Source organism: Streptomyces sp. CB03238 (assembly GCF_002099185.1).
GTDB lineage: Bacteria > Actinomycetota > Actinomycetes > Streptomycetales > Streptomycetaceae > Streptomyces.
The window spans coordinates 21,464-46,668 of record NZ_NBCN01000036.1; the positions used below are offsets into that span (position 1 = coordinate 21,464).

Sequence of the window (25,205 nt, forward strand, 5' to 3'; positions counted from 1 at the left end):
CCGCGCCATGACGTCCATGGGGAAGACGAGACGAGCGGTGTCGGTGGGGCTGTGCGGGGCGGCGCTGGCGGCCGCACTGACCGGCCCCGCCCAGGCGGCTCCGGACCGGACGGAACCGGCGGGATCCGTCTGGGAGCTGAAGCCCACCGGCACGGAGGTACGGTTCCGGGGCCTGGCGGCCGTCAGCCGCTCCACCGCCTGGGTGGCGGGCTCCAAGGGCACGGTGCTGCGTACCTCGGACGGCGGCCGCAGCTGGCGGAACGTGTCGCCGCCGGGCGCCGGCGAGCTGGAGTTCCGCGACATCGAGGCGTTCGACGGCCGCCGCGCGGTGGTGCTGGCGATCGGGGAGGGCGAGGCGTCCCGGATCTTCCGCACCGACGACGGCGGCGCGAGCTGGACCGAATCGTTCCGCAACACCGATCCCCGGGCGTTCTACGACTGCGTCACCTTCTTCGACAGCCGGCACGGACTCGCCATGAGCGACCCGGTCGACGGGAAGTACCGCATCCTGTCGACCGGTGACGGCGGCCGCACCTGGAGGGAGCTGCCCGACACCGGCATGCCCGCCGCGCTCCCGGGCGAGGCGGCCTTCGCGGCGAGCGGCCAGTGCCTGGTCGCCGCCGGCCCCACGGACGTGTGGCTGGCCACCGGCGGCGGTGCCACCGCGCGCGTACTGCACTCCGCCGACTGCGGCCTGAACTGGACGGTCGCCGAGTCGACGATCCCGGCCGGGGACCCGGCGCGCGGGGTCTTCGCCCTCGCCTTCCGTGACCGTACGCACGGCCTCGCCGTCGGCGGAGACTACCGGACGGGGCAGCCCTCGCCCCGGGCGGGAGCCGTCAGCCGGGACGGCGGGCGCACCTGGCGGCAGGCGCACACCCCGCCGCCCGCCTACCGCTCGGGCGTGACCTGGCTGCCGCACAGCCGGTCGGCCGCCCTCGCCGTCGGCCCCACCGGAACGGACCTGACGACGGACGGCGGGCACACCTGGCGGACCGTCGACACCGGCTCGTACGACACGGTCGACTGCGCCGCCGACTTCGGCTGCTGGGCCTCGGGCGAGAAGGGACGCGCCGCCCGCCTGGAACCGCGGCCCTAGCCGGGGAGCTGCTGTCGGTACGGGGCGAGCTCGGGCGCCGTCCGGGTCGCCATGAACTCGGTGACGCGGTACGCGCACACGCCCTGGGTGACGAAAGGGTCGGTCGCCGTGATCTCCTCCATGCGCGCGCGGTCGGCCCCGACGGCCAGGATGACCCCGCCGTCGCGCGGATTCTTGCGCCCCGAGGCGATGAACACCCCCGACGCGTAGTGGGAGTCGAGCCAGGCGACATGATCCGCCAGGAGCTCGTCCACCCGCTCGACGGGCCCGGTGCAGGTCAATTCCAGTACGAACATGCTCGCGAGGCCAGCGGGCCCCACTGACAGTCCCGGTCACCGAGCCCGGCGCCCCCCGGCGGACATAAAGTGACCGTCACTATGACGATCATCGAAAAGCCCGCCGACTGGCCGTCCGACGAGTCCGAGGCACTGGCCGTCCAGGACGAACTGCGCGGCCGCGTCGTCCTCGACGAGCCGGGCCCGCCGCCCGGCACCGGACTGGTCACCGGCGTCGACGTGGCCTACGACGACGAGCGCGACCTCGTCGCCGCGGCGGCCGTCGTCCTGGACGCCCGTACGCTCACCGTCGTCGAGGAGGCCACCGCCGTCGGCCGGGTCTCCTTCCCGTACGTCCCCGGCCTCCTCGCCTTCCGCGAGATACCGACCGTGCTGGCCGCGCTCGACGCGCTCCGCGGCGGCCCGGGACTGGTGGTGTGCGACGGCTACGGCCAGGCCCACCCGCGCCGCTTCGGCCTCGCCAGCCACCTCGGCGTCCTCAGCGGCCTGCCCGTGATCGGCGTCGCCAAGAACCCGTTCACCTTCTCCTACGAGCAGCCCGACCCGGAGCGCGGAGCGTCCAGCCCCCTGGTCGCGGACGGTGAGGAAGTCGGCCGGGCGCTGCGCACCCAGGCGGCCGTCAAGCCGGTCTTCGTCTCGGTCGGTCACCGTGTCACTCTCGACAACGCCTGCGCTCACACCCTGCACCTGACGCCCCGCTACCGCATCCCGGAAACCACCCGCCGCGCGGACGCCCTGTGCCGGCGCGCCCTCAAGGAGGCGGCGGCGTGATCGGCCGGCTCCAGTGCACGGTCCCGGACTGCCCCGACGTCCTGGCCCTGGCCCGCTTCTACCAGTAGCTGCTCGGCGGCGAGGTCAGCCGCCCGGGCCCCCGCGGGTCACTCGACGCGGACTGGGCGACCCTCCACCTGGACGACGGACAGGTGCCGGCCTTCCAGCGGGCCGACCCCTACCACCCGCCCGCCCCCAGCAGCTCCACCTGGACGTCGGGGTGCCCGACCTCGCGCGGGCGGGAGCGGACGTCCTCGCCCTGGGGGCCGCACCGCTGGACGACGGGGACCCCGCCCGTGGCCGGCACGTCCACGCCGACCCGGCGGGGCACCCCTTCTGCCGCGTACGCCACTGAGTGCGCCGCCGGCCTCAGCGCGCGTCGGCGACCCGGAAGCGGATCCCTGCCCGGCTCAGCCGCTCCAGCAGCGCGTCCCCCATCGCGACCGCCGTGGTGACCTGGCCGGCGGTCCTCGGCAGCGCGTCGAAGGCGAGGCACAGGGCCGACTCGGCGAGCATCTTCGCCGTCTCGCCGTACCCCGGGTCGCCGCCCGACACCTCCGTGAACACCCGACGCCCGCCGCCCTCGCCGACGAACCGCACCGTGAACCAGCTGCGCTCGCGGCGCTCCTCGTCCGGCCCCTGGCCCGCCTCGTAACGATCCATCAGCCACCGCCTGGCGGGCGGCAGCTGCGCCAGCGCGAACAGCGCGCCTATGGCGGCCGTCCCGCCGAGGGCCATGGGCAGGGCCTTGACGGCCGCGTAGTGGCGGTAGCGGAAGTCCGGCCCGTACCGGGGCAGGGCCGCCGCCGAACGCGCCACCACCCCCGCGTCCAGGGTCGGCAGCGGCAGCGCCCACGCCCCGGTCTCCCGGCTGAAGCGCGGCGCCCCGAGCGGCGCCCGGGCCCGTCGCCCCACCAGCCGCGGCTCGTGCAGCCGCCGCTCGCGGGCCGCCCGCAGCATCTGCCGGCCCCGCCCCATGGCGGTGAGCGCGGAGGCGAACGTACCGCCCGAGAAGAAGGCGTTGGAGCGGACGAACCCGTCCACGGCCAGGGGCACGCCCTCGGGGAGCTGCGACACCGTGAAGTACACGCCCAGGTCGTGCGGGACCGAGTCGAAGCCGCAGGCGTGCACGATCCGCGCCCCCGTCTCGCGGGCCCGCGCGTCATGGCGTACGTACATCAGGTCCACGAACTCCGGCTCACCGGTCAGGTCCACATAGTCCGTACCGGCCTCGGCGCAGGCGGCCACCAGCGGCTCGCCGTACCAGACGTACGGCCCGACGGTGGTCGCGACGACGCGGGCCGACTCGGCGAGTGCGCGCACCGAGTCCGGGTCGGCGGCGTCGGCGGTCAGCAGCGGCAGCTCGGCGCAGCGCGGCTGCTCGGCGGCCAGCCGGTCGCGCAGCGCTTCCAGTTTGGCCCGGCTGCGCCCGGCGAGCGCCCACCGGCAGGTCGCGGGCGCGTGCGCGGCGAGGTACCGGGCGGTCAGCTCCCCGACGAATCCGGTCGCCCCGAAGAGCACGACGTCATACGCCCGTTCCGTGCCGTCCCGTGTGTCCATCCAGCCCTCCGCCGTCCGCGCCGTTGTCGGAGGCAGAGGCTAGCGTGCGGGATGAGGAGCGATGACCCGGGTGTCCTTTCCAAGCGCTTGTCCACAGGGCTTGTGCGGAGTGGAACACGTTCTTAGCATCATTGCTGTTACAGCAGTTGTGTCACAGTGCTGGGGGTTTGATGGCAGCGACAGGCAACGGCCCGCTCGCCGGGGTGCGCGTGGTCGAGCTGGCGGGCATCGGGCCCGGCCCGTTCGCCGCCATGCTCCTGGGCGACCTGGGCGCCGACGTCGTACGGGTCGACCGGCCCGGCGGCGCCGGACTCGCGATCGATCCGGCGTACGACCTCACCAACCGCAACAAACGCTCCGTGCTCATCGACCTCAAGGCGGACGGCGGCCCCGAGCGCGTCCTGGACCTCGTCGAGCGCGCCGACATCCTCATCGAGGGATACCGTCCCGGCGTGGCCGAACGCCTCGGGGTCGGGCCGGGGGAGTGCCTGGCCCGCAACCCGAAGCTGGTCTACGGGCGGATGACCGGCTGGGGGCAGGAGGGCCCGCTCGCCCAGAGGGCCGGGCACGACATCGCGTACATCGCCATCACCGGCACCCTGTCCATGATCGGCAAGGCGGGTGAGCCGCCGACCGTGCCCGCCAATCTCGTCGGCGACTACGCCGGAGGCTCGCTCTACCTGGTCGTCGGCGTCCTCGCCGCGCTGCACCACGCGCGCGTGGAGGGCGGCAGCGGCCAGGTCGTCGACGCGGCGATCACCGACGGAGCCGCCCACCTCGCCACGATGATCCACGGCATGATGGCCGCCGGCGGCTGGCAGGACCGGCGCGGCGCCAACCTCCTGGACGGCGGCTGCCCCTTCTACGGCACCTATGAGACGGCCGACGGCCAGTACATGGCGGTGGGCGCGCTGGAGCATCAGTTCTACGACGAGTTCGTCCGCCTGCTCGGCATCAGGGACATGGCCCCCCTCCGCAAGGACTTCGCCCGCTGGGGCGAGCTGCGCACCGCCGTCACCGAGCGCTTCAAGGAGAAGACCCGCGCCGAGTGGACGGCCGTCTTCGAGGGCTCCGACGCCTGCGTCGCCCCCGTCCTGTCCCTGCGTGAGGCGCCCGCCCACCCGCACCTCGCCGCGCGCGGCACCTTCACCGACCACGGCGGGATCACCCAGCCCGCCCCCGCGCCCCGCTTCTCCGCGACGCCCGGCTCGCTGACCCGGCCGCCCGCCCAGCCGGGCGCCGACACCGACGACGTCGCCCGGGACTGGGACGTACCGAGCATCCACGCCGACCACGACAGGGGGACCAGGTGAAGCGCCGGATCTTCCAGCCCGAGCACGACGCGTTCCGCGAGACCGTCCGCACCTTCCTCGCCAAGGAGGTCCTCCCGCACTACGAGCAGTGGGAGAAGGACGGCATCGTCCCCCGCGACGCCTGGCTCGCGGCCGGCCGCCAGGGCCTGCTCGGCATCGCCGTCCCCGAGGAGTACGGAGGCGGCGGCACCACCGACTTCCGCTACAGCACCGTCCTCGCCGAGGAGTTCACCCGAGCGGGCGCCCCGGGGCTCGCCATCGGCCTGCACAACGACGTCATCGGCCCCTACCTCACCTCGCTCTCCACCGACGAACAGAAGCGGCGCTGGCTGCCCGGCTTCTGCACCGGCGAGATCATCACCGCGATCGCCATGACCGAGCCCGGCGCCGGGTCCGACCTCCAGGGCATCCGCACCACCGCCGAGGACAAGGGCGACCACTGGCTGCTCAACGGCTCCAAGACCTTCATCTCCAACGGCATCCTCGCCGACCTGGTGATCGTCGTCGCCAGGACCACCCCCGAGGGCGGCGCGCACGGCCTGTCCCTCCTGGTGGTCGAGCGCGGCATGGACGGCTTCGAACGGGGCCGCAACCTGGACAAGATCGGCCAGAAGTCCCAGGACACGGCCGAGCTGTTCTTCCACGACGTGCGCGTCCCCAAGGACAACCTCCTCGGCGACCTGAACGGCGCGTTCGTCCACCTGATGACCAACCTCGCGCAGGAGCGGCTGAGCATCGCGGTCGCCGGCATCGCCGCCGCCGAGCACCTGCTGGAGATCACCACGGCGTACGTGAAGGAGCGCGAGGCGTTCGGGCGGCCGCTCGCCAGGCTCCAGCACATCCGCTTCGAGATCGCAGAGATGGCCACCGAATGCGCCGTCACGCGCGCGTTCCTCGACCGCTGCATCGTCGACCACACCAACGGGGAGCTCGACGCCGTTCACGCCTCCATGGCCAAGTGGTGGGCCACCGAACTGCAGAAGCGGGTCGCCGACCGCTGCCTGCAGCTGCACGGCGGCTACGGCTACATGGCCGAATACCCGGTCGCCAAGGCCTTCACCGATGGCCGGATCCAGACCATTTACGGCGGTACGACCGAAATCATGAAGGAAATCATCGGCCGTTCCCTGCTCGGCTGACCCCTCCCTGAAAGGCTTGCCCAGTGAGCACCGAAGCGTACGTGTACGACGCGATCCGCACCCCGCGCGGGCGCGGGAAGGCCAATGGCGCCCTGCACGGCACCAAGCCGATCGACCTGGTGGTCGGCCTCATCCACGAACTGCGCGGCCGATTCCCCGGCCTCGACCCCGCCGCGATCGACGACATCGTCCTCGGCGTCGTCGGCCCCGTCGGCGACCAGGGCTCCGACATCGCCCGTATCGCCGCCATCGCCGCCGGCCTGCCCGACACCGTCGCCGGCGTACAGGAGAACCGCTTCTGTGCCTCCGGCCTCGAAGCCGTCAACATGGCCGCGATGAAGGTCCGCTCCGGCTGGGAGGACCTGGTCCTCGCCGGCGGCGTCGAGTCGATGTCGCGGGTGCCGATGGCCTCCGACGGCGGCGCCTGGTTCGCCGACCCGATGACCAACTGGGACACCAACTTCGCCCCCCAGGGCATCGGCGCCGACCTGATCGCCACCATCGAGGGCTACTCGCGGCGCGACGTCGACGAGTACGCCGCGCTCTCGCAGGAGCGGGCCGCCACCGCCTGGAAGGACGGCCGCTTCGACCGGTCCGTCGTCCCCGTCAAGGACCGCGCGGGCCTGGTCGTCCTCGACCACGACGAGCACATGCGGCCCGGCACCACCGCCGACTCGCTCGCAGGCCTCAAGCCCTCCTTCGCGGCCATCGGCGACATGGGCGGCTTCGACGCCGTGGCGCTGCAGAAGTACCACTGGATCGAGAAGATCGACCACGTCCACCACGCCGGCAACTCCTCCGGCATCGTCGACGGCGCCGCCCTCGTCGCCATCGGCACCAAGGAGGTCGGCGAGCGGTACGGGCTGACGCCCCGCGCCCGGATCGCCTCCGTGGCCGTCTCCGGCTCCGAGCCCACCATCATGCTCACCGGCCCGGCGCCCGCCTCCAAGAAGGCTCTCGCCAAGGCCGGGCTGACCATCGACGACATCGACCTGGTCGAGATCAACGAGGCGTTCGCGGCGGTCGTGCTGCGCTTCGTCAAGGACATGGGCCTGTCCCTGGACAAGGTCAACGTCAACGGCGGCGCCATCGCCATGGGACACCCGCTGGGCGCGACCGGCGCGATGATCCTCGGCACCCTCGTCGACGAACTGGAGCGCCAGGACAAGCGCTACGGCCTCGCCACGCTCTGCGTCGGCGGAGGCATGGGCATCGCCACCGTCGTCGAGCGCGTCTGACCCCGTCCTTTCCCGTACGGCCTTACGGAGTAGCCACAGCCATGAGCCAGTCCACCACCATCCGCTGGGAACAGGACGAGACCGGCGTCGTCACCCTCGTCCTCGACGACCCCGACCAGTCCGCCAACACCATGAACCAGGCCTTCAAGGCATCGATCGCGGCCGTCGCCGACCGCGCCGAGGCCGAGAAGGACTCCATCCGGGGCATCATCTACACCTCCGCCAAGAAGACCTTCTTCGCGGGCGGCGACCTCAAGGACATGATGAAGGCCGGGCCCGCCGACGCCCGGCAGGTCTTCGAAGCCTCCACGGAGATCAAGCGGTCCCTGCGCCGCATCGAGACCCTCGGCAAGCCGGTCGTCGCCGCCATCAACGGCGCCGCCCTCGGCGGCGGGTACGAGATCGCCCTCGCCTCCCACCACCGGATCGCCCTCGACGCGCCCGGCTCCAAGATCGGCCTGCCCGAGGTCACCCTCGGCCTCCTCCCCGGAGGCGGCGGCGTCACCCGTACCGTACGCCTCATGGGCATCGCCGACGCCCTGCTGAAGGTGCTCCTCCAGGGCACCCAGTACCCGCCTCAGCGGGCCCTGGAGAACGGCCTGGTCCATGAAGTGGCCGCCACCGAGGAGGAGATGCTCGCCAAGGCGAGGGCGTTCATCGACGCGCACCCCGAGTCGCAGCAGCCCTGGGACGTCCCCGGCTACAAGATCCCCGGCGGCACCCCGGCGCACCCCAAGTTCGCGGCCAACCTGCCGGCCTTCCCGGCCAACCTGAAGAAGCAGCTGGGCGGCGCCCCCTACCCGGCGCCCCGCAACATCCTCGCGGCGGCCGTCGAAGGCTCCCAGGTCGACTTCGAGACCGCGCTGACCATCGAGGCGCGGTACTTCACCGAGCTGGTCACCGGCCAGACCGCCAAGAACATGATCCAGGCGTTCTTCTTCGACCTCCAGGCGGTCAACTCCGGCGCCAGCCGCCCCCAGGGCATCGAGCCCCGCACGGTCCGCAAGGTCGCGGTCCTCGGCGCGGGGATGATGGGCGCGGGCATCGCGTACTCCTGCGCCAAGGCGGGCATCGACGTCGTCCTGAAGGACGTATCGGCCGAGGCGGCCGAGAAGGGCAAGGCGTACTCCGTCAAGCTCCTCGACAAGGCGCTGGCCCGGGGCCGTACGACCGAGGCCAAGCGCGACGCGCTGCTGGCACGCATCACGCCGACCGCCGACCCGGCCGATCTGGCCGGCTGCGACGCCGTCATCGAGGCCGTCTTCGAGGACACGGCGCTCAAGCACAAGGTGTTCCAGGAGATCCAGGACATCGTCGCGCCCGACGCGCTGCTCTGCTCCAACACCTCCACCCTCCCGATCACGCTCCTCGCGGAGGGCGTCGAGCGCCCGGCCGACTTCATCGGCCTGCACTTCTTCTCACCGGTCGACAAGATGCCGCTCGTCGAGATCATCAAGGGCGAGCGGACCGGTGACGAGGCGCTCGCGCGCGCCTTCGACCTCGTACGGCAGATCAACAAGACGCCGATCGTCGTCAACGACTCGCGCGGTTTCTTCACCTCCCGCGTCATCGGCCAGTTCATCAACGAGGGCGTGGCGTTGGTCGGCGAAGGCGTGGAGCCCGCGTCGATCGAGCAGGCGGCGGCGCAGGCCGGCTACCCGGCGAAGGTGCTGTCCCTGATGGACGAGCTGACCCTCACCCTCCCGCGCAAGATCCGCAACGAGACGCGGCGGGCCGTCGAGGAGGCGGGCGGCACCTGGCAGGAGCATCCGGCGGACGCGGTGATCGACCGGATGGTCGACGAGTTCGGCCGCACCGGCCGCAGCGGCGGGGCGGGCTTCTACGACTACGACGAGGAGGGCAAGCGCCAGGGCCTGTGGCCGGGCCTGCGCGAGCACTTCTCGAAGCCCGAGGCCGCCGTCCCCTTCGACGACATGAAGGAGCGGATGCTGTTCTCCGAGGCGCTGGACACCGTCCGCTGCCTGGAGGAGGGCGTCCTCACCTCGGTCGCCGACGCCAACATCGGCTCCATCATGGGCATCGGCTTCCCCGCGTGGACCGGCGGTGTGCTCCAGTACATCAACGGCTACGAGGGCGGGCTGCCGGGCTTCGTGGCGCGTGCGCGGGAGCTGGCCGAACGGTACGGGGAGCGGTTCGAGCCGCCGGCGCTGCTGGTGGAGAAGGCGGAACGGGGCGGGACGTTCAGCGACTGACGCCGCCGGGGCGGCCGTCCGGGTCCACCGGACGGTCGTCCAGGTGCCGGCCCAGCGCCCGCCCGTAGCGGCGCGAGATCTCCGGCATGAGTGACTCGCCCGCGGCCGGGCGGGCGAGCCCGAACACGTACCCGGGGAAGTCGAGCTCCCGCTGCACCGCCCAGATCTCGCCATGGTCGTCCGGCGGGAACAGCTGCCCGGGATCCCCCACGGCGATCCAGCCGATCGGTACGGTCGTGTCCTCGGCCAGGACCGTCCGCAGATGCACGACGCCGTTGATACGGACCTGGCAGCGGGCCCCGACACGCGCACCGTTGAACACGCGCGTACCGGTGGCGAAGAACACGTCGTCGGCCGCCTCACAGCCGACGAGGTACGCGCCCGGGCCGACGAGCACGTGCCGGCCCAGCCGCAGCGGGTCCTGGCGCGTGCCGCGCAGCACCGCGTTCTCCATCACGATGCAGCCCTCACCCAGCTCGACGGGCCCGCCCTCGGCCGTCAGGACCGCCCCGAACAGGACCCGGCAGCCCGGCCCGACCCGCACGTCGCCACAGAGCGTGGCATTGGGCGCGACATAGGCGGTGGGGTCGACGGTGGGCGCGTGCCCCTGGTGCTCGAACAGCATGGCCATGGCCTGCATCGTGCCACCCTCGGCTTCACTCCGCCTCACTCCGCCTCACTCCGCGCGGAACGCGGCGCGCAGCTCCTCCTTCAGGGACCGCTGGAACGCGGTGACGAGCGCCTGCACCACCAGCGGCTGCATATGGGCGGACAGCGACTTCATCGCCGCCAGGTGCTCCGGGTCCGACTCGCGCTCCCGGTACGGGTCCCACACCTCGTCCCGGAACAGCCGCGTCAGCTCGTGCGCGGCCGACCGGGTGTGCTCCACCAGCATGGTGCGCGCCGCCAGGATCGTCTCGTGCGCGATGGGCACGTCCAGCAGCCGCACGCCCAGCCGCAACAGGCCCGGGTCCACCCGGAAGGTGTCGTCCTGCCCCGTGCGGGCCAGGACGTCCATCGCGGCCAGCCGGTCCAGGTCCTCGTCGCCGAGCGCCCTGCCGGCCCGCCGCTCCAGCTCCGCCCGGGTCAACTCCTCCGGCGCGTCCGGCGCCCAGGTCGCCACCAGGGCCCGGTGGATGGCCAGATCGTGGGCGCTCAGGTCCGGCGGGAGCTGCTCCAGGTACCGTTCGATCGCGGCGAGCGTCATGCCCTGGTGCTGGAGCTCCTCGATGAGCGCGAGCCGGGACAGGTGCTCGGGCCCGTAGTGCCCCACCCGTCGCGGGCCGATGACCGGCGGCGGAAGCAGTCCACGGCTGCTGTAGAACCGGATGGTGCGCACGGTGACGCCCGCCCGGGCGGCAAGCTCGTCGACGGTCAGCGTCGGCGGCTGCTCCTCCGTCCCGGTCGCCTCCGTCGCCTCGGTCACCTCGGTCGCCATGCGGGGGCCTCACTTCCGGCTGGTGCGCTGGTCCAGTACAACAGTATTGCTGTCTCACCATTGCTGTGAAAGTCATGGATGATTGTCAGTGGTAACTCCTCGCCCTGGAGAGTGGCGTCCCGCACCGGCGGGCCGCGGCGGCACGGATCGGGACCGACGGCTCCAACGCATCCTGTGCACCACTGTCCACGGCGCGCCGTTCCGCCTTGCCACGTGACCGGGGCCCTACCTGCGTACCCTCACCGCCTACCCAGGCGGGGCATACGGCTGGCGGTGAGGCTGTGGGCAGCATCGCGTGACCGCGCTCGGTCACGCCCGGTTGACGGTCACCCGCTGGACTTGACACGCAACAATTCATTCAGTGCAAGTCGCGGCATTGCAGGACAGTACCCTGCCCTCCGCCGACTTGCCCGAGGCCGGACATCTACGCTCGTTGCCTGGCGCGCAACGATCGCGCCAGACGGGTCTCAAGGGGAGTGTGCGGTGCGCGCGGGGTGGATCGGACTGTGGCGGTGGGTGGCGTGGGGCGGGATCGGACTGAGCCTGTACGCGGGCTGGCTGACGGTCGATGACATCCGGGACCGCGCTTCCAGCGAGCGCGACATCAGTGCGGCGTGCGATCGGCTGGTGTCCGGGGCGGAGGTGATGGACCTGCAGGGCGGGATGGTCAGGGCAACGGCCGGCGACGACGAGCTCAGGCTCGATCCGCGCGAGCCATTCGGGTCCTGCGCCATCTACAAGGTGCCCGGCCCCGGCAAGACCACGAGCCTGTTCACCTTGGTGGTGCGGGGCAGTGGCAGCTCCAAGCCGTTGAACTGGATCGGTGATGACGTCAGGCTCGAGCCATTCTCCGGCGGTGACGACAGTGACGGCAGCGACGAGCCGGATGTCACCGCTGTCGCCGATCGGCGCCCCGAATCGCGGCCCGTGGGTGATGGCACCCTGGGCTGGTACGGGAACTGGTACACCACCATCCGCGCCGAGTGCGGCCCCGGCAGCAGCGCGACGGCCCCCAAGTTGCTGAACGTCACCGCCCGCGCCGACTACGAGAACGTCTCCGCGGCGGACCGTGATCGCCTGGCCCGCATCGCGCGCTCGGCAGCCGAGGAGCTCACCGACCGGATCGGCTGCCAGACGCAGCTGCCCGCCCTGCCCGACCACCGGTTGACTCCCGTTCCGTCAGCCCTTCGCCCTGCGCAGGCGGCGGACGGTTCGTGCAACTGGTTTGCCCGCCACATCAAGGCGCAGGGGCAAGGCCGGCTGCCCGACCGTGCCCTCGCAGTACCCGCCCGGCGCACGAACCCCATCGAGAGCTGCCTGCTGGCGGTCAGCCCCGACCAGGTGCGCCGTATCGCCGGCGGCTTGAAAGACGACGAGCACGATTACGCCCGCAGTGCGCTCACCCACTCGCCCTGGTGGCTGCGCACCGTCTCCTACTTCGGCGCAGAGGCGCGCACGGTCGGATACGACGTCATCGGCGGCGAGGACAAGATCATCAAGACGGGAACGGCCGGGCACGCAAGTGGCGCTTGGTGGGCCTCCTCGATCTGCGGTGGCAAGCCCGCCCTGCACACCCTCAGCTCCAGCTACACCTACGACGGCGTGCTCGGCTCTCAGAGGCTGTCCGCCCTGTTCCGCGCGTACGTCGCCGACATCACGAAGCAGCGCGGCTGTACCCACGTGACATACCCGGACGCGAAGGAGTTCCGTATCCCGTGAGCACCGCCCCGTGCTGAGCAGGTCCCGCACCGGCACGGGGCGCTCTGTCAGAGGTGGCCCGTACGGTAGTTCCCATGACGGGGATCGCGTACGTACGGGGGGACGCCACCGCGCCGGGCGGCAGGGGCGTCAAGATCATCGCGCATGTCTGCAACGACCTGGGCGGCTGGGGCAAGGGATTCGTGCCGGCCCTCTCCCGCCGCTGGCCGGAGCCCGAAGCGGCGTACCGGCGCCGGCACCGGGAGCGCGCCGGGGACGACTTCGGGCTGGGCGCCGTGCAGTACGTCCAGGTGGGGCCGTACCTATGGGTGGCCAACATGGTGGGCCAGCGGGGGATACGTACGGGCAGCAAAGGCGTGCCCGTGCGGTACGAGGCGATCGACACGGCCCTCGCCTCGCTCGCCGACCGGGCCGCCGAGCTGGGCGCCTCCGTCCACATGCCGCGCATCGGCTGCGGGCTGGCGGGCGGGAAGTGGTCCCGGGTGGAGCCGCTGATAGCGGGGCGGCTGGTCGCGCGGGGGATACCGGTGACGGTGTACGACCACGGGGCCTGAGGGCGACGCCGGGAAACCGGTTGCCGTCTCTCGTGCCGCGCTGCTGGGCTGCCCACATGGATCGACACACGGTACTGGGGCTGTTCGACCGGCAGATGCGGCGTGAGGCCCGCCCCGACGGGCCCGGGTCGCGGGTCGAGCGGGTGGGGGACGTGGTGCGGCAGGTCGGACCGGCGCACGGCTGGAACGGCGTCCTGTGGTCGGGCCTCGACCGGCTCGACACGGCGGGCGTGGAGGGGGTGATCGCCGGACAGGTCGCGTACTTCACCTCGTGCGGCCGTGCCTTCGAGTGGAAGCTGTACGCCCACGACCGGCCCGGAGACCTTCCGGACCGACTGGAGGCGGCCGGTTTCCGCCCGGAACCGGAGGAGGCGCTGATGGCCGCCGAGATCGCCGGCCTCCACGGCACCGTCATCGGTACCGAGCCACCCGAGGGCATCGAGGTGCGGGCGGTCACGGACGAGGCCGGGGTGGAGCTGGTGACCGAGGTCCACGAGCGGGCGTTCGACACGGACGGCGCGGGCCTCCGGCGCCGGTTGCTCGACCAGCTGGCCGCGCGGCCGGGCACCGTGGCCGCCGTTGTCGCCATGGCCGGCGACCGGCCGGTGAGCTCGGCGCGCCTGGAGCTGCCGCCCGGCACCGCCTTCGCCGGCCTGTGGGGCGGCGGCACCGTACGCGAGTGGCGTGGCAGGGGCATCTACCGCGCCCTGGTCGCCCACCGCGCCCGCCTCGCGGCCGAGCGCGGCTACCGCTACCTCCAGGTCGACGCCTCCGACCAGAGCCGCCCCATCCTCAGCGGGCTCGGGTTCACCCGGCTGTCCGCGACGACCCCGTACGTCTACGAGCCCTGACCTGCCGTCGCCGGGAAGTGGTGGGCCAGCGTGGCGTGCGGGTCCGCGTCGGCCACACGCGCGTGGTCGACGTGGACGGTGACCGCCGCAAGCCGGGGCAGTTGGTGCAGCAGGGCGTGCTCCGCCGCGACCGCCACCGCGTGCGCCTGGACGACCGTCAGCGAGGGGGCCACCACGACGGACGTCTCCGCGCGCAGGGAGTGGCCCAGCCACCGCATCCGCACGGCGCCCACACCCCGTACGCCCTCGACATGGGAGAGCACATGCTCGGCACGGTCCACCAGCGCGGGATCCACGGCGTCCATCAGCCGGTGCCACACCTCGCGCGCGGCGCCCCGCAGTACCAGCAGGATCGCGCCCGTGATGGCCAGCCCGATCAGCGGGTCCGCCCACCGCCACCCCAGTGCCGCCCCGCCCGCGCCCAGCAGCACCGCCAGCGAGGTGAACCCGTCGGTCCGGGCGTGCAGCCCGTCGGCGACCAGCGCGGCGGAGCCGATCGCCCGGCCCGTACGGATACGGGCCCTGGCCACCCACTCGTTGCCCGCGAAGCCCACCAGACCGGCCGCCGCGACGGCCGGCAGATGGCTCACGTCGTGCGGGTCCAGCAGCCGCCGCACCGCCTCGTACCCGGCGAAGGCCGCCGACGCGGCGATCACCAGCACCACGAACACCCCCGCCAGGTCCTCGGCCCGGCCGAAGCCATAGGTGTAGCGGCGGGTGGCGGCCCGTCGCCCCAGCACGAAGGCGAGCGCGAGCGGCAGCGCCGTCAGGGCGTCCGTGGCGTTGTGCACGGTGTCGCCGAGCAGCGCGACCGAGCCCGACAGCGCGGCGATGACCGCCTGGACGGCCGTCGTGACCGCCAGCACCGCGAACGAGAACCACAGCGTCCGCAGCCCCGCCGCCGACACCTCCAAAGCGGCGTCGATCCGCTCCCCGTGATGGTGATGATGGTGGTGTCCATGACCAGTCATGGACACCACCATGGCAGCCGGACCGCCTTGCAGCCACTGCCGAAAAGCGGTCCCTGACCAGCTGCGAAGGCCTTGCGCCTACCTGCCGGACGCGATGACCGGGTAGTGGTCCGACAGATTCGTGTACGTGTACTGCCTGCCCCAGCTGGAGACCGTCCAGGGCGCGCTCTGCTCCTTGATCACCTCGTTGGTCCAGCCGGCCGGCTTCGCGTGGCCGGCGCGGTGGAGGACGTAGTCGAGATCCTCGCGCGGGTCGTCGGGGTAGCGCTCGGCGGCGATCGAGTTCTCCTCGGTGTCGAAGGAGTACGGATGGCCCGTGCGCGCGTCCGCCCCCGCGAGGCCCGCGTCGGCGAGCATCGTGGCGTACTCGCCGCTGTGCGAGTCCACATTGAAGTCGCCCGCCACCAGCACCTGCTCGGACGACGGGATGTTCCTCGCGTCCAGGAAGGCGTCCATCGCCTTGAACTGCCGGCTGCGCATCTGCGCCGCCTCACCCGCCGAGCACCCCGGGTCGGTCGACTGGGCGTGCGTGCCGACGACGTGCACGCGCGAGCCGTTCACGTTCAGCACGGCGTACACGAAGCCCTTGTTGGAGTACCAGTCGGCGCCGCAGGCGTCCTTGTAGACGTACTGCTCCTTGCGGACGATCGGCCACTTGCTGAGCACCGTGACACCGCCGTCCTCCGGCGTCGTGGCCGAGTACGCGCCGCTCGTGGCGTCCCAGCCGTCCTTGCCACGGCCCATCACCGGCGTCTGGTACGGGTACTGGGCGGCGGCGTTGCGCATCAGAGCCTCCGAGGAGGAGTTGTCGAACGCCTCCTGGAGCACCACCACGTCCTGGCCACGGAAGAACGGCGCCGCCGGTATCTCCTTCGCCCGGTGGTCCTGTCCCCAGTTCGGGTACAGCGCCTTGCTGAAAAGGAACGCGTTGTACGACAGCACCTTGAGCGCCGGCGTCCCGGCCTCGGCGGAGGCGGCCGAAGCGGACGGGGCCGTCGCGGCCACCGCGGCGGCGGCGAGCACGGTCGAAAGGGCGGCGGACAGCGCGGCGCGCTTCACAGATCGCGGCACGGAAACTCCAGACGGAAGTGGGGGGTTGGACATCGCGCCGCACATCAAATCAGCCACGGTTACTTTCCGGTAGCCATCGTGTGCCGGGAATCTTGCGGACCCCGGTCCACCACACCAACTCATCCGCGGCGGATACTGGGACCATGAGCACTTCCTCCGCCGCGTACGCCCCCGCACCGCCCCCGCCCGGCGGAGTGCTCTGGAGCCTCGCGGGCGACATCCGGGGCCTGCTCATGCTGCCCGCCGCACTCACCCTCCAGGTCGCCCACCCCGCCGTCGGCGCCGGCGTCGACGAGCACTCCGTCTTCCGCACCGACCCCTGGGGCCGCGGAGAGCGCTCCCTGCGCTCGCTCCAGCTGTGGGTGTACGGAGGAGAGGACGCCGCCGAGGAAGGGCGCCGGCTCCGCAAGCTCCACGCCACCATCCAGGGCACCGACACCCGAGGGCGCCGCTACCACGCCCTCACCCCCGCGAACTACGCCTGGGTCCACGCCACCGGCTTCCCCGTCTACCAGCACGCCGCCCGCTACCTGATCCGGCCCATGACCGAGGCCCAGGAACGCAAGCTGTACGCCGAGTGGCTCCAGGTCGGGCGCGTCCTCGGCATCCACGACCGCGACATGCCCCGGACCATCGAGGAGTTCTGGCCCTACTACCGCAAGATCCTCGCCGACGAGATCGAGGCCACCGTCGTCGTACGCGAACTCGTCGCCACCAACAGCCCCGTCCCGCCGCCCGACAAGGGCCCGCTGCCGCTGCGGCTCCTCCTCCGCCTCCTGTGGCCGGTGCTGCTCCCGCCGCTCGCCCGCTTCCGCCGCTTCGTCACCATCGGACTGATGCCACCGGACGCCCGGGAGGCCATCGGCCTGGAGTGGACCGACGAGCAGGAGCGGGCGCTGCGCCGCTTCGGGCGGGTCGTCCGGGCCGTGGTACCCGTACTGCCCGAGCGGCTGCGCTACCTTCCGCTCGCGCGGGAGGCCCGCCGGCGGTACCGGCTCAGCCCCGAAGCGCGCGCAGGCCGCGCAGCCCACCCCGCGCGATGACGTCCGCGTACCACCGCGCGCTGTCCTTGGGCGTACGGCGCTGCGACGCGAAGTCCACGTGCACGATGCCGAACCGCTTGCCGTAGCCGTACGCCCACTCGAAGTTGTCCAGCAGCGACCACAGGAAGTACCCCCGTACGTCCACCCCGTCCGCGAGCGCCCGGTGCACCGCCGCCAGGTGGGCGTGCAGGTAGGCGACCCGCTCCGGGTCGTGGACGTCACCCGACGGGTCGGCGTAGTCGTCGTACGCCGCGCCGTTCTCCGTCACCATCAGCGGTACGCCGGGCAGCTCGTCCCGCAGCCGCGTCAGCAGCTCGTACAACCCCTCCGCGTCCACCGGCCAGTCCATCGCGGTACGCGGGCCCGGCGCCGGTACGAAACGGACATGCGGCTCGGCGCCCGGCCATGGCGACGGGAACGCGGACGTACCGGCCGCGACGACCGTGGGGGAGTAGTAGTTGATGCCCAGCGAGTCGACCGGCGTCGCGATCACGTCCAGGTCCCCGTTCCGGACGAACGACCAGTCCGTCAGCGCCGCCGTGTCCTCCACCAGGTCCGCCGGGAGACGCCCGTGGAAGACCGGGTCCAGGAAGAGCCGGTTGCCCAGCGCGTCGACGCGCCGCGCGGCATCACGGTCCGCCCCGCTGCCGGAAAGGGCCCGCACCGCATGGAGGTTGAGCGTCAGCGACACCTCCGCCGACGACGGGAGGGCGTCACGGAGCACCTGAACGGCCCGCCCGTGCGCCAGGTTCAGGTGGTGCGCGGCGCGCAGGGACGCGGCGGCGTCGGTACGGCCCGGGGCGTGCACCCCCGAGGCGTACCCCAGGAACGCCGCGCACCACGGCTCGTTGAGCGTCGTCCACGTGGCGACCCGGTCGCCCAGCGCGTCCGCCACCAGCCCGGCGTACTCGGCGAACCGCTCGGCCGTCTCCCGGTACGGCCAGCCGCCCCCCGCGGCGGAGCCGCTGATGTCCACAGTCTCCAGCTCCTGCGGCAGGTCCCAGTGGTAGAGGGTGACGACCGGCCTGATACCCGCGCTCAGCAACTCGTCGACAAGGCGGTGATAGAAATCCAATCCCTTCTGGTTGGCCGGACCCCGCCCGGTCGGCTGCACACGCGGCCACGCCACCGAGAACCGGTAGTCCGTCACGCCCAGGTCCTTCATCAGGGCGACGTCCTCGGCCATCCGGTGGTAGTGGTCGGCGGCGATGTCACCGGTGTCGCCGTTGCGGACCGCGCCCGGCGTACGGCTGAAGGTGTCCCAGATGGACGGCGCCCGGCCGTCCTCGTCGGCGGCACCCTCGATCTGGTACGCGGCCGTGGCCGTGCCCCAGCGGAAACCGGCCGGGAACGTGAGCTCGGTCATGAGACTCCCAACGAAAGACGGAGGAAAAGGGGAATCAGCCCTTGACGGCGCCCTGCATGATCCCGCCGACGATCTGCCGGCCCAGCAGACCGAACACCAGCAGCACCGGGAGCGTGCCCAGCAGCGTGCCCGCCATGATCACCGACTGGTCGTGGACGTAACCGCCGCCGAGCTGGCGCAGCGCGACCTGCACGGTCGGGTTCTGCGAGGACAGCGCGACGATCGGCCAGAAGAAGTCGTTCCAGGCCGCCATGAAGGTCAGCAGACCCAGCACCGCCATGCCCGGCCGGGCGACCGGAACGACGATCGACCGGAAGATCCGCGCGGAGGAGGCGCCGTCCACCCGCGCCGCCTCGATCAGCTCGTCCGGCAGCGCCTGCACCAGGAACTGCCGCATGAAGAACACCCCGAACGCCGACACCAGACCGGGCAGGATCACCGACTGGAGCTGATTCACCCACTCCAGCTCCGCGATCAGCATGAACAGCGGGATCACACCCAGCTGCGGCGGGATCATCATCGTCCCCACCGTGACTGCGAGCAGCGCGCCCCGGCCACGGAAGCGCAGCTTGGCGAAGGCGAACCCGGCGAGGGTGCAGCACAGCACCGTGCCTACGGTGATGGAGCCGGAGACGATCAGAGAATTGAGCAGGGCCTTGCCGATGTCCGCCTCCTCCATCACGGCTTCGAAGTTCCGCATCAGGTTCGGGCCGGGGAGGAGGGACGGGGGCACCTTCGCCAGGTCGGCGTTGGAACGGCTGGCGGCGACGATCGTCCAGTAGAACGGGAAGGCCGACACGAGGACGGCGACGACGAGGATCGCGTACGCGACCCTGCCGCCGTGCAGGGTGCGCCCAGCACGCCGTACGGTCATCGGCCGGCCTCCTTGAGGGAACGTCGGCGCACGATCAGGGCGTTGACCCCGACGAGCACCAGGATCAGCAGGAACATCACCCAGGCGATGGCGGCGGCACGGCCCAGGTGGAAGAAGCCCCAGCCCTGCTCGTACATGTACAGCCCGAGGGTCTGGTACTGGTGCGAGATGCCGCCCGAGACCGACCCCTCGAACAGCAACGGCTCACCGAACAACTGGGTGGCGCCGATCGTCGACACGACGGCGGTGAAGACGATCGTCGGACGCAACCCCGGCAGCGTGACGTGGAAGAACTGCCGCCACCGCGACGCCCCGTCCATCTCCGCCGCCTCGTACAGCTCGCTCGGGATGGACTGCATGCCCGCGAGGTAGATCAGTGCGTTGTAGCCGGTCCAGCGCCAGACGACGATGGTCGACACGGCGATCTGGGAGGCGACCGTGTCCGTCTGCCAGTCGACCGGGTCGACGCCGACCAGACCCAGTGCGTAGTTGACGAGCCCGAAGTCCCGGCCGAAGAGCTGCGCGAAGACCAGCGTCGCGGCGGCGACGGAGGTGGCGTACGGCAGCAGCATCGCCGTACGGAAGAACGTCCGCCCGCGCAGCTTGTAGTTCAGCAGGTGGGCCAGGCCCAGCGCCATCACGAGCTGCGGGACCGTGGAGATGACCCCGATGGTGAAGGTGTTGCGCAGCGAGATCCAGAAGAACCCGTCGGTGAAGAGGGCGGCGTAGTTGCCGAGCCCGCGCCACTCCATGTCGCCGGGGGTCTGGAGCTCGACGCGGTAGAGCGACACGAACGCCGTGTAGAGCAGCGGGAAGAGGCCGAAGGCGGCGAAGAGCGTGAAGAACGGGGCGATGTACGCGTACGGCGAGACGGCCCGCCATGCGCGGCGCGCCGTTCCTGCCGGAGCGGTGAGGGTCACTGTGCGGCCCTTCGGGGTCGGTACGGACGTGGACGGTTACGGCGGGGTGCGTGGCTCGCACGTGACCGGGGCCTGGGCCCGCCCCAGAAGGAAACGCGCAGTGGGTCGTGTTCTGCGTAAAACGACTGAGCTTGCGAAGGAGAGCCCAGGACACGGCCCACGGAGCGGACCCCAACGGCACGCCCCCAGCGCTCGGGCAACCCCGGGGGCGCCCGGGGAGGCACCGGCAGGGTGCCGCGCCCCGGCCGGGGGAGCGCCCCGGACGGCGGGCCCGCCTCGGGGTCAGCCCGTGACGTTCTCGACGCCCTTCTTCGCGTTCGACCACGCCTTCTCCGGTGATGTCCCCTTCCGCTCCACCTCGCTCAGCGCGTTCGTGATCTGGTCGGCGACGTTCTTGTCGTGGACGCCCAGCACCTGTACGGGGGCCTCCTTGGCGGCGTCGCCGAAGATCCGGCCGATCGGGGCGCCCGAGAAGTACGGGTCCTTGGCGTCGGCGACCCGAGCGATGGCACCGGTCGAGGAGGGGAAGTTGCCCTGCTTCTCGAAGAGCTTGGCCTGCTGCTCCGGCGCCGTGAGCCACTGGATCAGCTCGTACGCCTCCTTCTTGTGCTCGGCCGCGCGCGGCACGCTCAGGTACGAGCCGCCCCAGTTGCCCGCGCCGCCCGGCAGCTTGGCGATGTCCCATTTGCCCTTGCCCGCCTCACCGGCCTGGCCCTTGATGTACCCGAGCATCCAGGCGGGGCAGGGGATCGTGGCGAACGACCCGGCGGCGAAGGCCTGGTTCCACTGCGGGGACCACTGGTCCAGCTTGGCGCTCAGGCCGTCCGCCGCCGCGCGTGTGGCGGCGTCCCAGGCCGTCTTGACGGCCGGGTTCGACTCGTAGATCAGCGTGCCGGAGGCGTCGTAGTACCGCTCCTCCTCCTGCCCGATCATGATCGTGAAGAGGCTGCCCACGCTGTCCAGCCAGGCGCTCCTGGCGGGCGCCTTGGCCTTGTACTGCTTGCCGAGCTCCAGGTAGCCGTCCCAGGTGGCCCACTTCTCGGCGAGTACGGTGCGGTCGGTCGGCAGACCTGCCTGCTGGAACAGGTCCGTGCGGTAGCACATCGCCTCGGGCCCGACGTCCGTGCCGAGGCCGAGGACACGGCCGTCCTTCGTGGTCGCCGCCGACCACTTGGCCTCGGCGAACTGGCCCTTCAGCTTGTCCGCCCCGTACCTGGTGAGGTCCTCGAACCTGTCCGCCTGCTGCTGTGTGACCGAGGCGATGCGCCCGACCTCGATCGCCTGGACGTCGGCGAGTCCGCCTCCGCCGGCGAGGCGGGTCTGGAGGGACTTCCAGTAGTCCTGCTCGTCCTCCGTGTCCGTCTGCTTGATCTTGATGCCGGGGTGCAGCTTCTCGTACTCGGCGTAGAGCCCCGCCTCCTTGTAGCCGAAGGAACCGAAGAGGTCCACGGTGAGCGTGACCGTGCCGTCGGACGCCTGGTCCGAGGCGCCGGATCCGCAGGCGGCGAGCAGTACCCCGGTGAGCGCGAGCGCACCGAGTCGGACGGTGGCCCTCCTGACGGTGGCGGCTCGGGCGATGAGCATGGGAAGCCTCCTTGGCTTCGGCGGGGGAGCGGCGGCGGTTCAGGGCGGTCCCAGGGTCCTGGCGCCAGGCACGCTCTGAGAGCGCTCTCAGGCAGCTGCCCTGGAGCGTGCCGCGCGCACCCTTCCCCCGTCAAGACTCGAACGCATAACGGCCGTCGATGCCGACCACTCCCCCAGCAATTTCCCTACGGGTTCCCTGTATTGACAGTCACGTTTCAGGAGTTTTACGTTCCTGGGCACCTGAGAGCGCTCTCGCCACGCTCTCCCGCCCATCCATTCGAGGTGCCGACATGCCATCCCCCCGCACCCGGCCAGCCGCACTGCTCCTCGTCACCACCGTGGCCGCTCTCGGCCTCACCGCGACCACCGCCACCCCCGCCACGGCCGCCACCGTCCCCGTCGGAGCCGGCAGCTACTCCGACACCCGTCCCCCCGGAACCTCCGGCCCCACCACCAACACCGGCACCCCCGTCACCCCCAAGCTCACCCCCGCCGCCCAGGGCAAGCCGATGCCCACCAACGACTGGTGGTCCTCGCTGGCCTTCCAGCGGTACGGCGACAACCCCTGGTCCACCCCCATGTACGGCCACCCGCTCACCTACCAGGCCACCGCCGCCGGCCTCGACATCGGTTACCCGACCACCCCCGCGATCGTCGGCGATGGCCGACAGTACGAGTACGCCCACAAGCGCGACCTCACCCTCGGCCTGACCGGCCTCAACTCGCCGGACACCAAGGCCGACGCCTGGTCGGACTGGACCGTCACCCCCTACTGGTCGGACGGCGCCCGCGCTCTCCGTACGACCATCGGCCACGGCATGCCGTTCGTGTACGCCAAGGGCACGGGCGGCGACGCGCGGATCACCACCGCCACCGCCCCGACCGTCTTCGCCGACCAGGGCAACGTCCTCGGCATCACCGTCGCGGGCCACCACTACGCCCTGTTCGCCCCCGCGGGCACCGACTGGACGGTCTCCGGCTCCACGCTGACGGCCGGGCTCGGCGGCAAGGACTACTTCTCGCTCGCCGTCCTGCCGTCGCCGGACGCGCTGGCCACGTACCGGAAATACGCGTACAGCTTCGTCACCGGCTCGAAAGTGGCCTGGAGTTCCACCGGAGGAACGGTCAGGGCCACCTACAGCCTCACCACCCAGGCCCAGGAGGGCAGCGAGACCGGCACTCTCCAGGCCCTCTACCGGCACCAGTGGCTCAACACCACGGACGCGCTGACCCCGTACACGTACGTCTCACCGCGCGGCACCATGAAGGTCCGCGAGTCCACCACCTTCACCACCAGTCAGCGGGCCGCCGCCGTACTGCCCGGGCTGCCCAAGTCCGGGGGCGTCGACGCGGCCCGCCTGCGCGGCTACCTGAACGAGGCCGCGAACGCCGCCGACCCCTTCTCCGGCGCCACGGACACGTACTGGACCGGGAAAGCCCTCGGCCGCCTCGCCCAACTGGTGCCCCTCGCCGACCAGATCGGCGAGACCGCGATCCGCGACAAGCTGATCGGCCTGCTCAAGGGGCGGCTCCAGGACTGGTTCACGGCCGGAGGCGCCAACGAGTTCTCGTACGACCGGACCTGGAAGACCCTCACCGGCTACCCCGCCTCCTACGGCAGCGACACCGAGCTCAACGACCACCACTTCCACTACTCGTACTACGTCTACGCGGCGGCGATCGTCGCCCAGTACGACCCCGCCTGGGCCGCCGACTCCGCATGGGGCGGCATGGTCAGGACGCTCGTACGGGACGCGGTCAACCCCAGCCGCACCGACAGCGCCTTCCCCTTCCTGCGGGGCTTCGACGTGTACGCGGGCCACAGCTGGGCCTCCGGCCACCAGGGCTTCGCGGCCGGCAACAACCAGGAGTCGTCGTCCGAGTCCACCAACCTCAGCGCGGGCCTCGTCCTGTGGGGCTCGGCCACCGGGGACACCGCCCTGCGTGACCTGGGCACGTACCTGCTGACCACCGAGTCCGAGGCCATCGCCCAGTACTGGTTCGACGCCGACCAGCAGGTCTTCCCCGCCTCCTTCGGGCACGACACCGCCGGCATGGTGTGGGGGAGCGGCGCCGCGTACGCCACCTGGTGGACCGCGAATCCCGAGGAGATCCACGGGATCAACGTCCTGCCGGTCACCGGAGGTTCCCTGCACCTGGGCGGCGAGAAGGCGGCCATCCGCCGCAACATCGCCGAGATGGAGCGTGAGAACGGCGGCCCGGCCGTCGAATGGCGCGACCTCCTCTGGGAGTTCCAGTCGCTGGCCGACCCCGCCGCCGCCAAGGCGAAGTGGGACGCCGGTCACGCCTCGTACACCCCCGAAGCGGGCGAGTCGAAGGCGCACACGTACCACTGGATCGCCACGATGGACGCGCTCGGCGCGCCCGACGCCACCGTGACCGGGGACATTCCGACGTCGGCCGTCTTCAGCAAGGGCACGGTACGGACGTACGCGGCCCACAACCACGGCTCCTCCGCCCGCACGGTGACCTTCTCCGACGGCGCGAAGCTCACCGTCCCGGCGCGCTCGACCGCCACGGGGACGGGCACGGGCGGCGACCCCGGCCCCATCCCCGGAACCGGCGACACCTTCCAGCTCCGCACCGGCGGCACCCTCACCACGGCGACCGGCGCGGCGGCGGGCAGCGACACCATCGCCTCGGCGGGCGGCACGAACCACGACGGCACCCCGCACCAGCCGCTGGTGTACGAGGCCAGGGGCGTCAACGGCACGCTCAAGGCGGGCGTGGCCACCGCCTTCCGGCTCCAGGTCGACGCGGGCAGCACGGTGGGGCTGGGTCAGCAGGCGCGGGTCGGTTACGACCTGACCGGCGACGGGACCTTCGAGCGGACGGAGACGTACCACTACTTCGCGACCGACCCGGTGACCGGCTGGGAGGAGTACAGCCAGGCGCGCGGGCTGAAGTCGGCGACGGGCGCGCTCGGCGACCTGAAGGGCGGCACCGTACGCCTGGAGGTGTGGCACGCCATCGGCCACGGCACGGCCCGGCTCCAGACCGGCACGGACCGGTCCGTGCTGGTCATCCCGTACGGCTAGGCCCAGTCCGGCCGATCTTGCCGGGCTCGCGTGCCCGCTCACTGATCCGGCCTGATCGACCGGACAGGACCTAGGTGTGCTGTCCGGAGACGTTGGTGACACGCGTGCTGGGTTCTTGAACGGGTG

General features: G+C 71.7%; 21 protein-coding genes and 1 pseudogene. 12 read left to right on the plus strand and 10 right to left on the minus strand.

Annotated features, from left to right (window positions below):
• The first annotated feature begins 7 nt into the window (after positions 1-7).
• Complete coding sequence (locus BKD26_RS36260) at positions 8-1,099, plus strand: oxidoreductase (RefSeq protein ID WP_179166835.1); 1,092 nt, start codon at positions 8-10, stop codon at positions 1,097-1,099.
• On the opposite strand, the gene BKD26_RS36265 is transcribed toward BKD26_RS36260, so the two are convergent.
• Entirely contained in the window at positions 1,096-1,395 is a 300-nt protein-coding gene (locus BKD26_RS36265; RefSeq protein WP_084907111.1) for a YciI family protein, read from the minus strand. The genes BKD26_RS36260 and BKD26_RS36265 overlap by 4 nt on opposite strands.
• 81 nt (positions 1,396-1,476) lie before the next feature.
• Between BKD26_RS36265 and BKD26_RS36270 the strand changes: the two genes are divergently transcribed.
• Positions 1,477-2,166 carry an endonuclease V gene (locus BKD26_RS36270; protein WP_084907113.1) on the plus strand — a complete coding sequence of 230 codons (690 nt, stop codon included), beginning with the start codon at positions 1,477-1,479 and terminating at the stop codon, positions 2,164-2,166.
• A 68-nt stretch (positions 2,167-2,234) separates the two neighbouring features.
• Positions 2,235-2,521, plus strand: a pseudogene (locus tag BKD26_RS36275) (VOC family protein).
• Positions 2,522-2,535: 14 nt separating this feature from the next.
• On the opposite strand, the gene BKD26_RS36280 reads toward BKD26_RS36275, so the two are convergent.
• Entirely contained in the window at positions 2,536-3,726 is a 1,191-nt protein-coding gene (locus tag BKD26_RS36280) for a saccharopine dehydrogenase NADP-binding domain-containing protein (protein ID WP_084907115.1), read from the minus strand.
• 170 nt (positions 3,727-3,896) lie between these two features.
• On the opposite strand from BKD26_RS36280, the gene BKD26_RS36285 reads away from it, so the two are divergent.
• The 4 genes from BKD26_RS36285 to BKD26_RS36300 are packed head-to-tail and all read left to right on the plus strand — an operon-like array spanning position 3,897 to position 9,629.
• The gene (locus BKD26_RS36285) at positions 3,897-5,039 is read left to right on the plus strand and encodes a CaiB/BaiF CoA-transferase family protein (RefSeq protein WP_179166836.1); all 1,143 of its coding nucleotides are present in this window, start codon (positions 3,897-3,899) and stop codon (positions 5,037-5,039) included.
• Positions 5,036-6,178, plus strand: coding sequence for an acyl-CoA dehydrogenase family protein (locus BKD26_RS36290; RefSeq protein WP_084907119.1), 1,143 nt, complete (start codon positions 5,036-5,038; stop codon positions 6,176-6,178). Before BKD26_RS36285 ends, BKD26_RS36290 begins: the two co-directional genes overlap by 4 nt.
• 23 nt (positions 6,179-6,201) lie before the next feature.
• On the plus strand, positions 6,202-7,416 hold the full coding sequence (locus BKD26_RS36295) for an acetyl-CoA C-acetyltransferase (protein WP_084907121.1): 1,215 nt from the start codon (positions 6,202-6,204) through the stop codon (positions 7,414-7,416).
• A gap of 41 nt (positions 7,417-7,457) precedes the next feature.
• Entirely contained in the window at positions 7,458-9,629 is a 2,172-nt protein-coding gene (locus tag BKD26_RS36300) for a 3-hydroxyacyl-CoA dehydrogenase NAD-binding domain-containing protein (RefSeq protein ID WP_084907123.1), read from the plus strand.
• On the opposite strand, the gene BKD26_RS36305 is transcribed toward BKD26_RS36300, so the two are convergent.
• Both BKD26_RS36305 and BKD26_RS36310 read right to left on the minus strand, forming a co-directional pair.
• Complete coding sequence (locus tag BKD26_RS36305; RefSeq protein ID WP_206603752.1) at positions 9,619-10,260, minus strand: gamma carbonic anhydrase family protein; 642 nt, start codon at positions 10,258-10,260, stop codon at positions 9,619-9,621. The genes BKD26_RS36300 and BKD26_RS36305 overlap by 11 nt on opposite strands.
• Before the next feature lie 45 nt (positions 10,261-10,305).
• Complete coding sequence (locus BKD26_RS36310) at positions 10,306-11,067, minus strand: MerR family transcriptional regulator (protein WP_084907125.1); 762 nt, start codon at positions 11,065-11,067, stop codon at positions 10,306-10,308.
• A 483-nt stretch (positions 11,068-11,550) separates the two neighbouring features.
• On the opposite strand from BKD26_RS36310, the gene BKD26_RS36315 reads away from it, so the two are divergent.
• The 3 genes from BKD26_RS36315 (at position 11,551) to BKD26_RS36325 (ending at position 14,191) form a co-directional block, all read left to right on the plus strand.
• The gene (locus tag BKD26_RS36315; protein ID WP_084907127.1) at positions 11,551-12,786 is read left to right on the plus strand and encodes a hypothetical protein; all 1,236 of its coding nucleotides are present in this window, start codon (positions 11,551-11,553) and stop codon (positions 12,784-12,786) included.
• 74 nt (positions 12,787-12,860) lie between these two features.
• The gene (locus BKD26_RS36320; protein WP_084907128.1) at positions 12,861-13,340 is read left to right on the plus strand and encodes a macro domain-containing protein; all 480 of its coding nucleotides are present in this window, start codon (positions 12,861-12,863) and stop codon (positions 13,338-13,340) included.
• 56 nt (positions 13,341-13,396) lie between these two features.
• Positions 13,397-14,191, plus strand: a complete 795-nt coding sequence (locus BKD26_RS36325; RefSeq protein ID WP_084907130.1) for a GNAT family N-acetyltransferase — start codon at positions 13,397-13,399, stop codon at positions 14,189-14,191.
• On the opposite strand, the gene BKD26_RS36330 is transcribed toward BKD26_RS36325, so the two are convergent.
• Positions 14,179-15,162, minus strand: a complete 984-nt coding sequence (locus BKD26_RS36330) for a cation diffusion facilitator family transporter (protein ID WP_084907132.1) — start codon at positions 15,160-15,162, stop codon at positions 14,179-14,181. The two genes, BKD26_RS36325 and BKD26_RS36330, sit on opposite strands and share 13 nt — an antisense overlap.
• Before the next feature lie 78 nt (positions 15,163-15,240).
• Positions 15,241-16,266, minus strand: a complete 1,026-nt coding sequence (gene sph / locus BKD26_RS36335; protein ID WP_241519011.1) for a sphingomyelin phosphodiesterase — start codon at positions 16,264-16,266, stop codon at positions 15,241-15,243.
• A gap of 110 nt (positions 16,267-16,376) precedes the next feature.
• Between sph and BKD26_RS36340 the strand changes: the two genes are divergently transcribed.
• Complete coding sequence (locus tag BKD26_RS36340; protein ID WP_084907136.1) at positions 16,377-17,276, plus strand: oxygenase MpaB family protein; 900 nt, start codon at positions 16,377-16,379, stop codon at positions 17,274-17,276.
• On the opposite strand, the gene BKD26_RS36345 is transcribed toward BKD26_RS36340, so the two are convergent.
• The 4 genes from BKD26_RS36345 to BKD26_RS36360 all read right to left on the minus strand — a co-directional run bounded on the left by BKD26_RS36345 (position 17,230) and on the right by BKD26_RS36360 (position 22,020).
• A complete protein-coding gene (locus BKD26_RS36345) occupies positions 17,230-18,642 on the minus strand; it encodes a GH1 family beta-glucosidase (RefSeq protein ID WP_084907138.1) in 1,413 nt (470 codons plus the stop codon). The genes BKD26_RS36340 and BKD26_RS36345 overlap by 47 nt on opposite strands.
• Positions 18,643-18,676: 34 nt before the next feature.
• A complete protein-coding gene (locus BKD26_RS36350) occupies positions 18,677-19,516 on the minus strand; it encodes a carbohydrate ABC transporter permease (protein ID WP_107418119.1) in 840 nt (279 codons plus the stop codon).
• Positions 19,513-20,436 carry a sugar ABC transporter permease gene (locus BKD26_RS36355; protein ID WP_084907142.1) on the minus strand — a complete coding sequence of 308 codons (924 nt, stop codon included), beginning with the start codon at positions 20,434-20,436 and terminating at the stop codon, positions 19,513-19,515. The genes BKD26_RS36350 and BKD26_RS36355 overlap by 4 nt, the downstream gene beginning before the upstream one ends.
• A gap of 282 nt (positions 20,437-20,718) precedes the next feature.
• Positions 20,719-22,020, minus strand: a complete 1,302-nt coding sequence (locus BKD26_RS36360; protein ID WP_084907144.1) for an extracellular solute-binding protein — start codon at positions 22,018-22,020, stop codon at positions 20,719-20,721.
• A gap of 290 nt (positions 22,021-22,310) precedes the next feature.
• On the opposite strand from BKD26_RS36360, the gene BKD26_RS36365 reads away from it, so the two are divergent.
• Positions 22,311-25,079 carry a glycosyl hydrolase gene (locus BKD26_RS36365; RefSeq protein WP_084907146.1) on the plus strand — a complete coding sequence of 923 codons (2,769 nt, stop codon included), beginning with the start codon at positions 22,311-22,313 and terminating at the stop codon, positions 25,077-25,079.
• The last annotated feature ends 126 nt before the right edge of the window (positions 25,080-25,205 follow it).

Excerpts from the sequence above, each read along its gene's own strand:
- BKD26_RS36320 (WP_084907128.1), top strand. The coding sequence starts at position 12,861 with ATGACGGGGATCGCGTACGTACGGGGGGACGCCACCGCGCCGGGCGGC.
- BKD26_RS36325 (WP_084907130.1), top strand. The coding sequence starts at position 13,397 with ATGGATCGACACACGGTACTGGGGCTGTTCGACCGGCAGATGCGGCGT.
- sph (WP_241519011.1), bottom strand. The coding sequence starts at position 16,266 with ATGTCCAACCCCCCACTTCCGTCTGGAGTTTCCGTGCCGCGATCTGTG.
- BKD26_RS36330 (WP_084907132.1), bottom strand. The coding sequence starts at position 15,162 with ATGACTGGTCATGGACACCACCATCATCACCATCACGGGGAGCGGATC.
- BKD26_RS36260 (WP_179166835.1), top strand. The coding sequence starts at position 8 with ATGACGTCCATGGGGAAGACGAGACGAGCGGTGTCGGTGGGGCTGTGC.
- BKD26_RS36300 (WP_084907123.1), top strand. The coding sequence starts at position 7,458 with ATGAGCCAGTCCACCACCATCCGCTGGGAACAGGACGAGACCGGCGTC.
- BKD26_RS36360 (WP_084907144.1), bottom strand. The coding sequence starts at position 22,020 with ATGCTCATCGCCCGAGCCGCCACCGTCAGGAGGGCCACCGTCCGACTC.
- BKD26_RS36280 (WP_084907115.1), bottom strand. The coding sequence starts at position 3,726 with ATGGACACACGGGACGGCACGGAACGGGCGTATGACGTCGTGCTCTTC.
- BKD26_RS36365 (WP_084907146.1), top strand. The coding sequence starts at position 22,311 with ATGCCATCCCCCCGCACCCGGCCAGCCGCACTGCTCCTCGTCACCACC.
- BKD26_RS36270 (WP_084907113.1), top strand. The coding sequence starts at position 1,477 with ATGACGATCATCGAAAAGCCCGCCGACTGGCCGTCCGACGAGTCCGAG.
- BKD26_RS36350 (WP_107418119.1), bottom strand. The coding sequence starts at position 19,516 with ATGACCGTACGGCGTGCTGGGCGCACCCTGCACGGCGGCAGGGTCGCG.
- BKD26_RS36340 (WP_084907136.1), top strand. The coding sequence starts at position 16,377 with ATGAGCACTTCCTCCGCCGCGTACGCCCCCGCACCGCCCCCGCCCGGC.
- BKD26_RS36345 (WP_084907138.1), bottom strand. The coding sequence starts at position 18,642 with ATGACCGAGCTCACGTTCCCGGCCGGTTTCCGCTGGGGCACGGCCACG.
- BKD26_RS36265 (WP_084907111.1), bottom strand. The coding sequence starts at position 1,395 with ATGTTCGTACTGGAATTGACCTGCACCGGGCCCGTCGAGCGGGTGGAC.
- BKD26_RS36285 (WP_179166836.1), top strand. The coding sequence starts at position 3,897 with ATGGCAGCGACAGGCAACGGCCCGCTCGCCGGGGTGCGCGTGGTCGAG.
- BKD26_RS36310 (WP_084907125.1), bottom strand. The coding sequence starts at position 11,067 with ATGGCGACCGAGGTGACCGAGGCGACGGAGGCGACCGGGACGGAGGAG.
- BKD26_RS36305 (WP_206603752.1), bottom strand. The coding sequence starts at position 10,260 with ATGGCCATGCTGTTCGAGCACCAGGGGCACGCGCCCACCGTCGACCCC.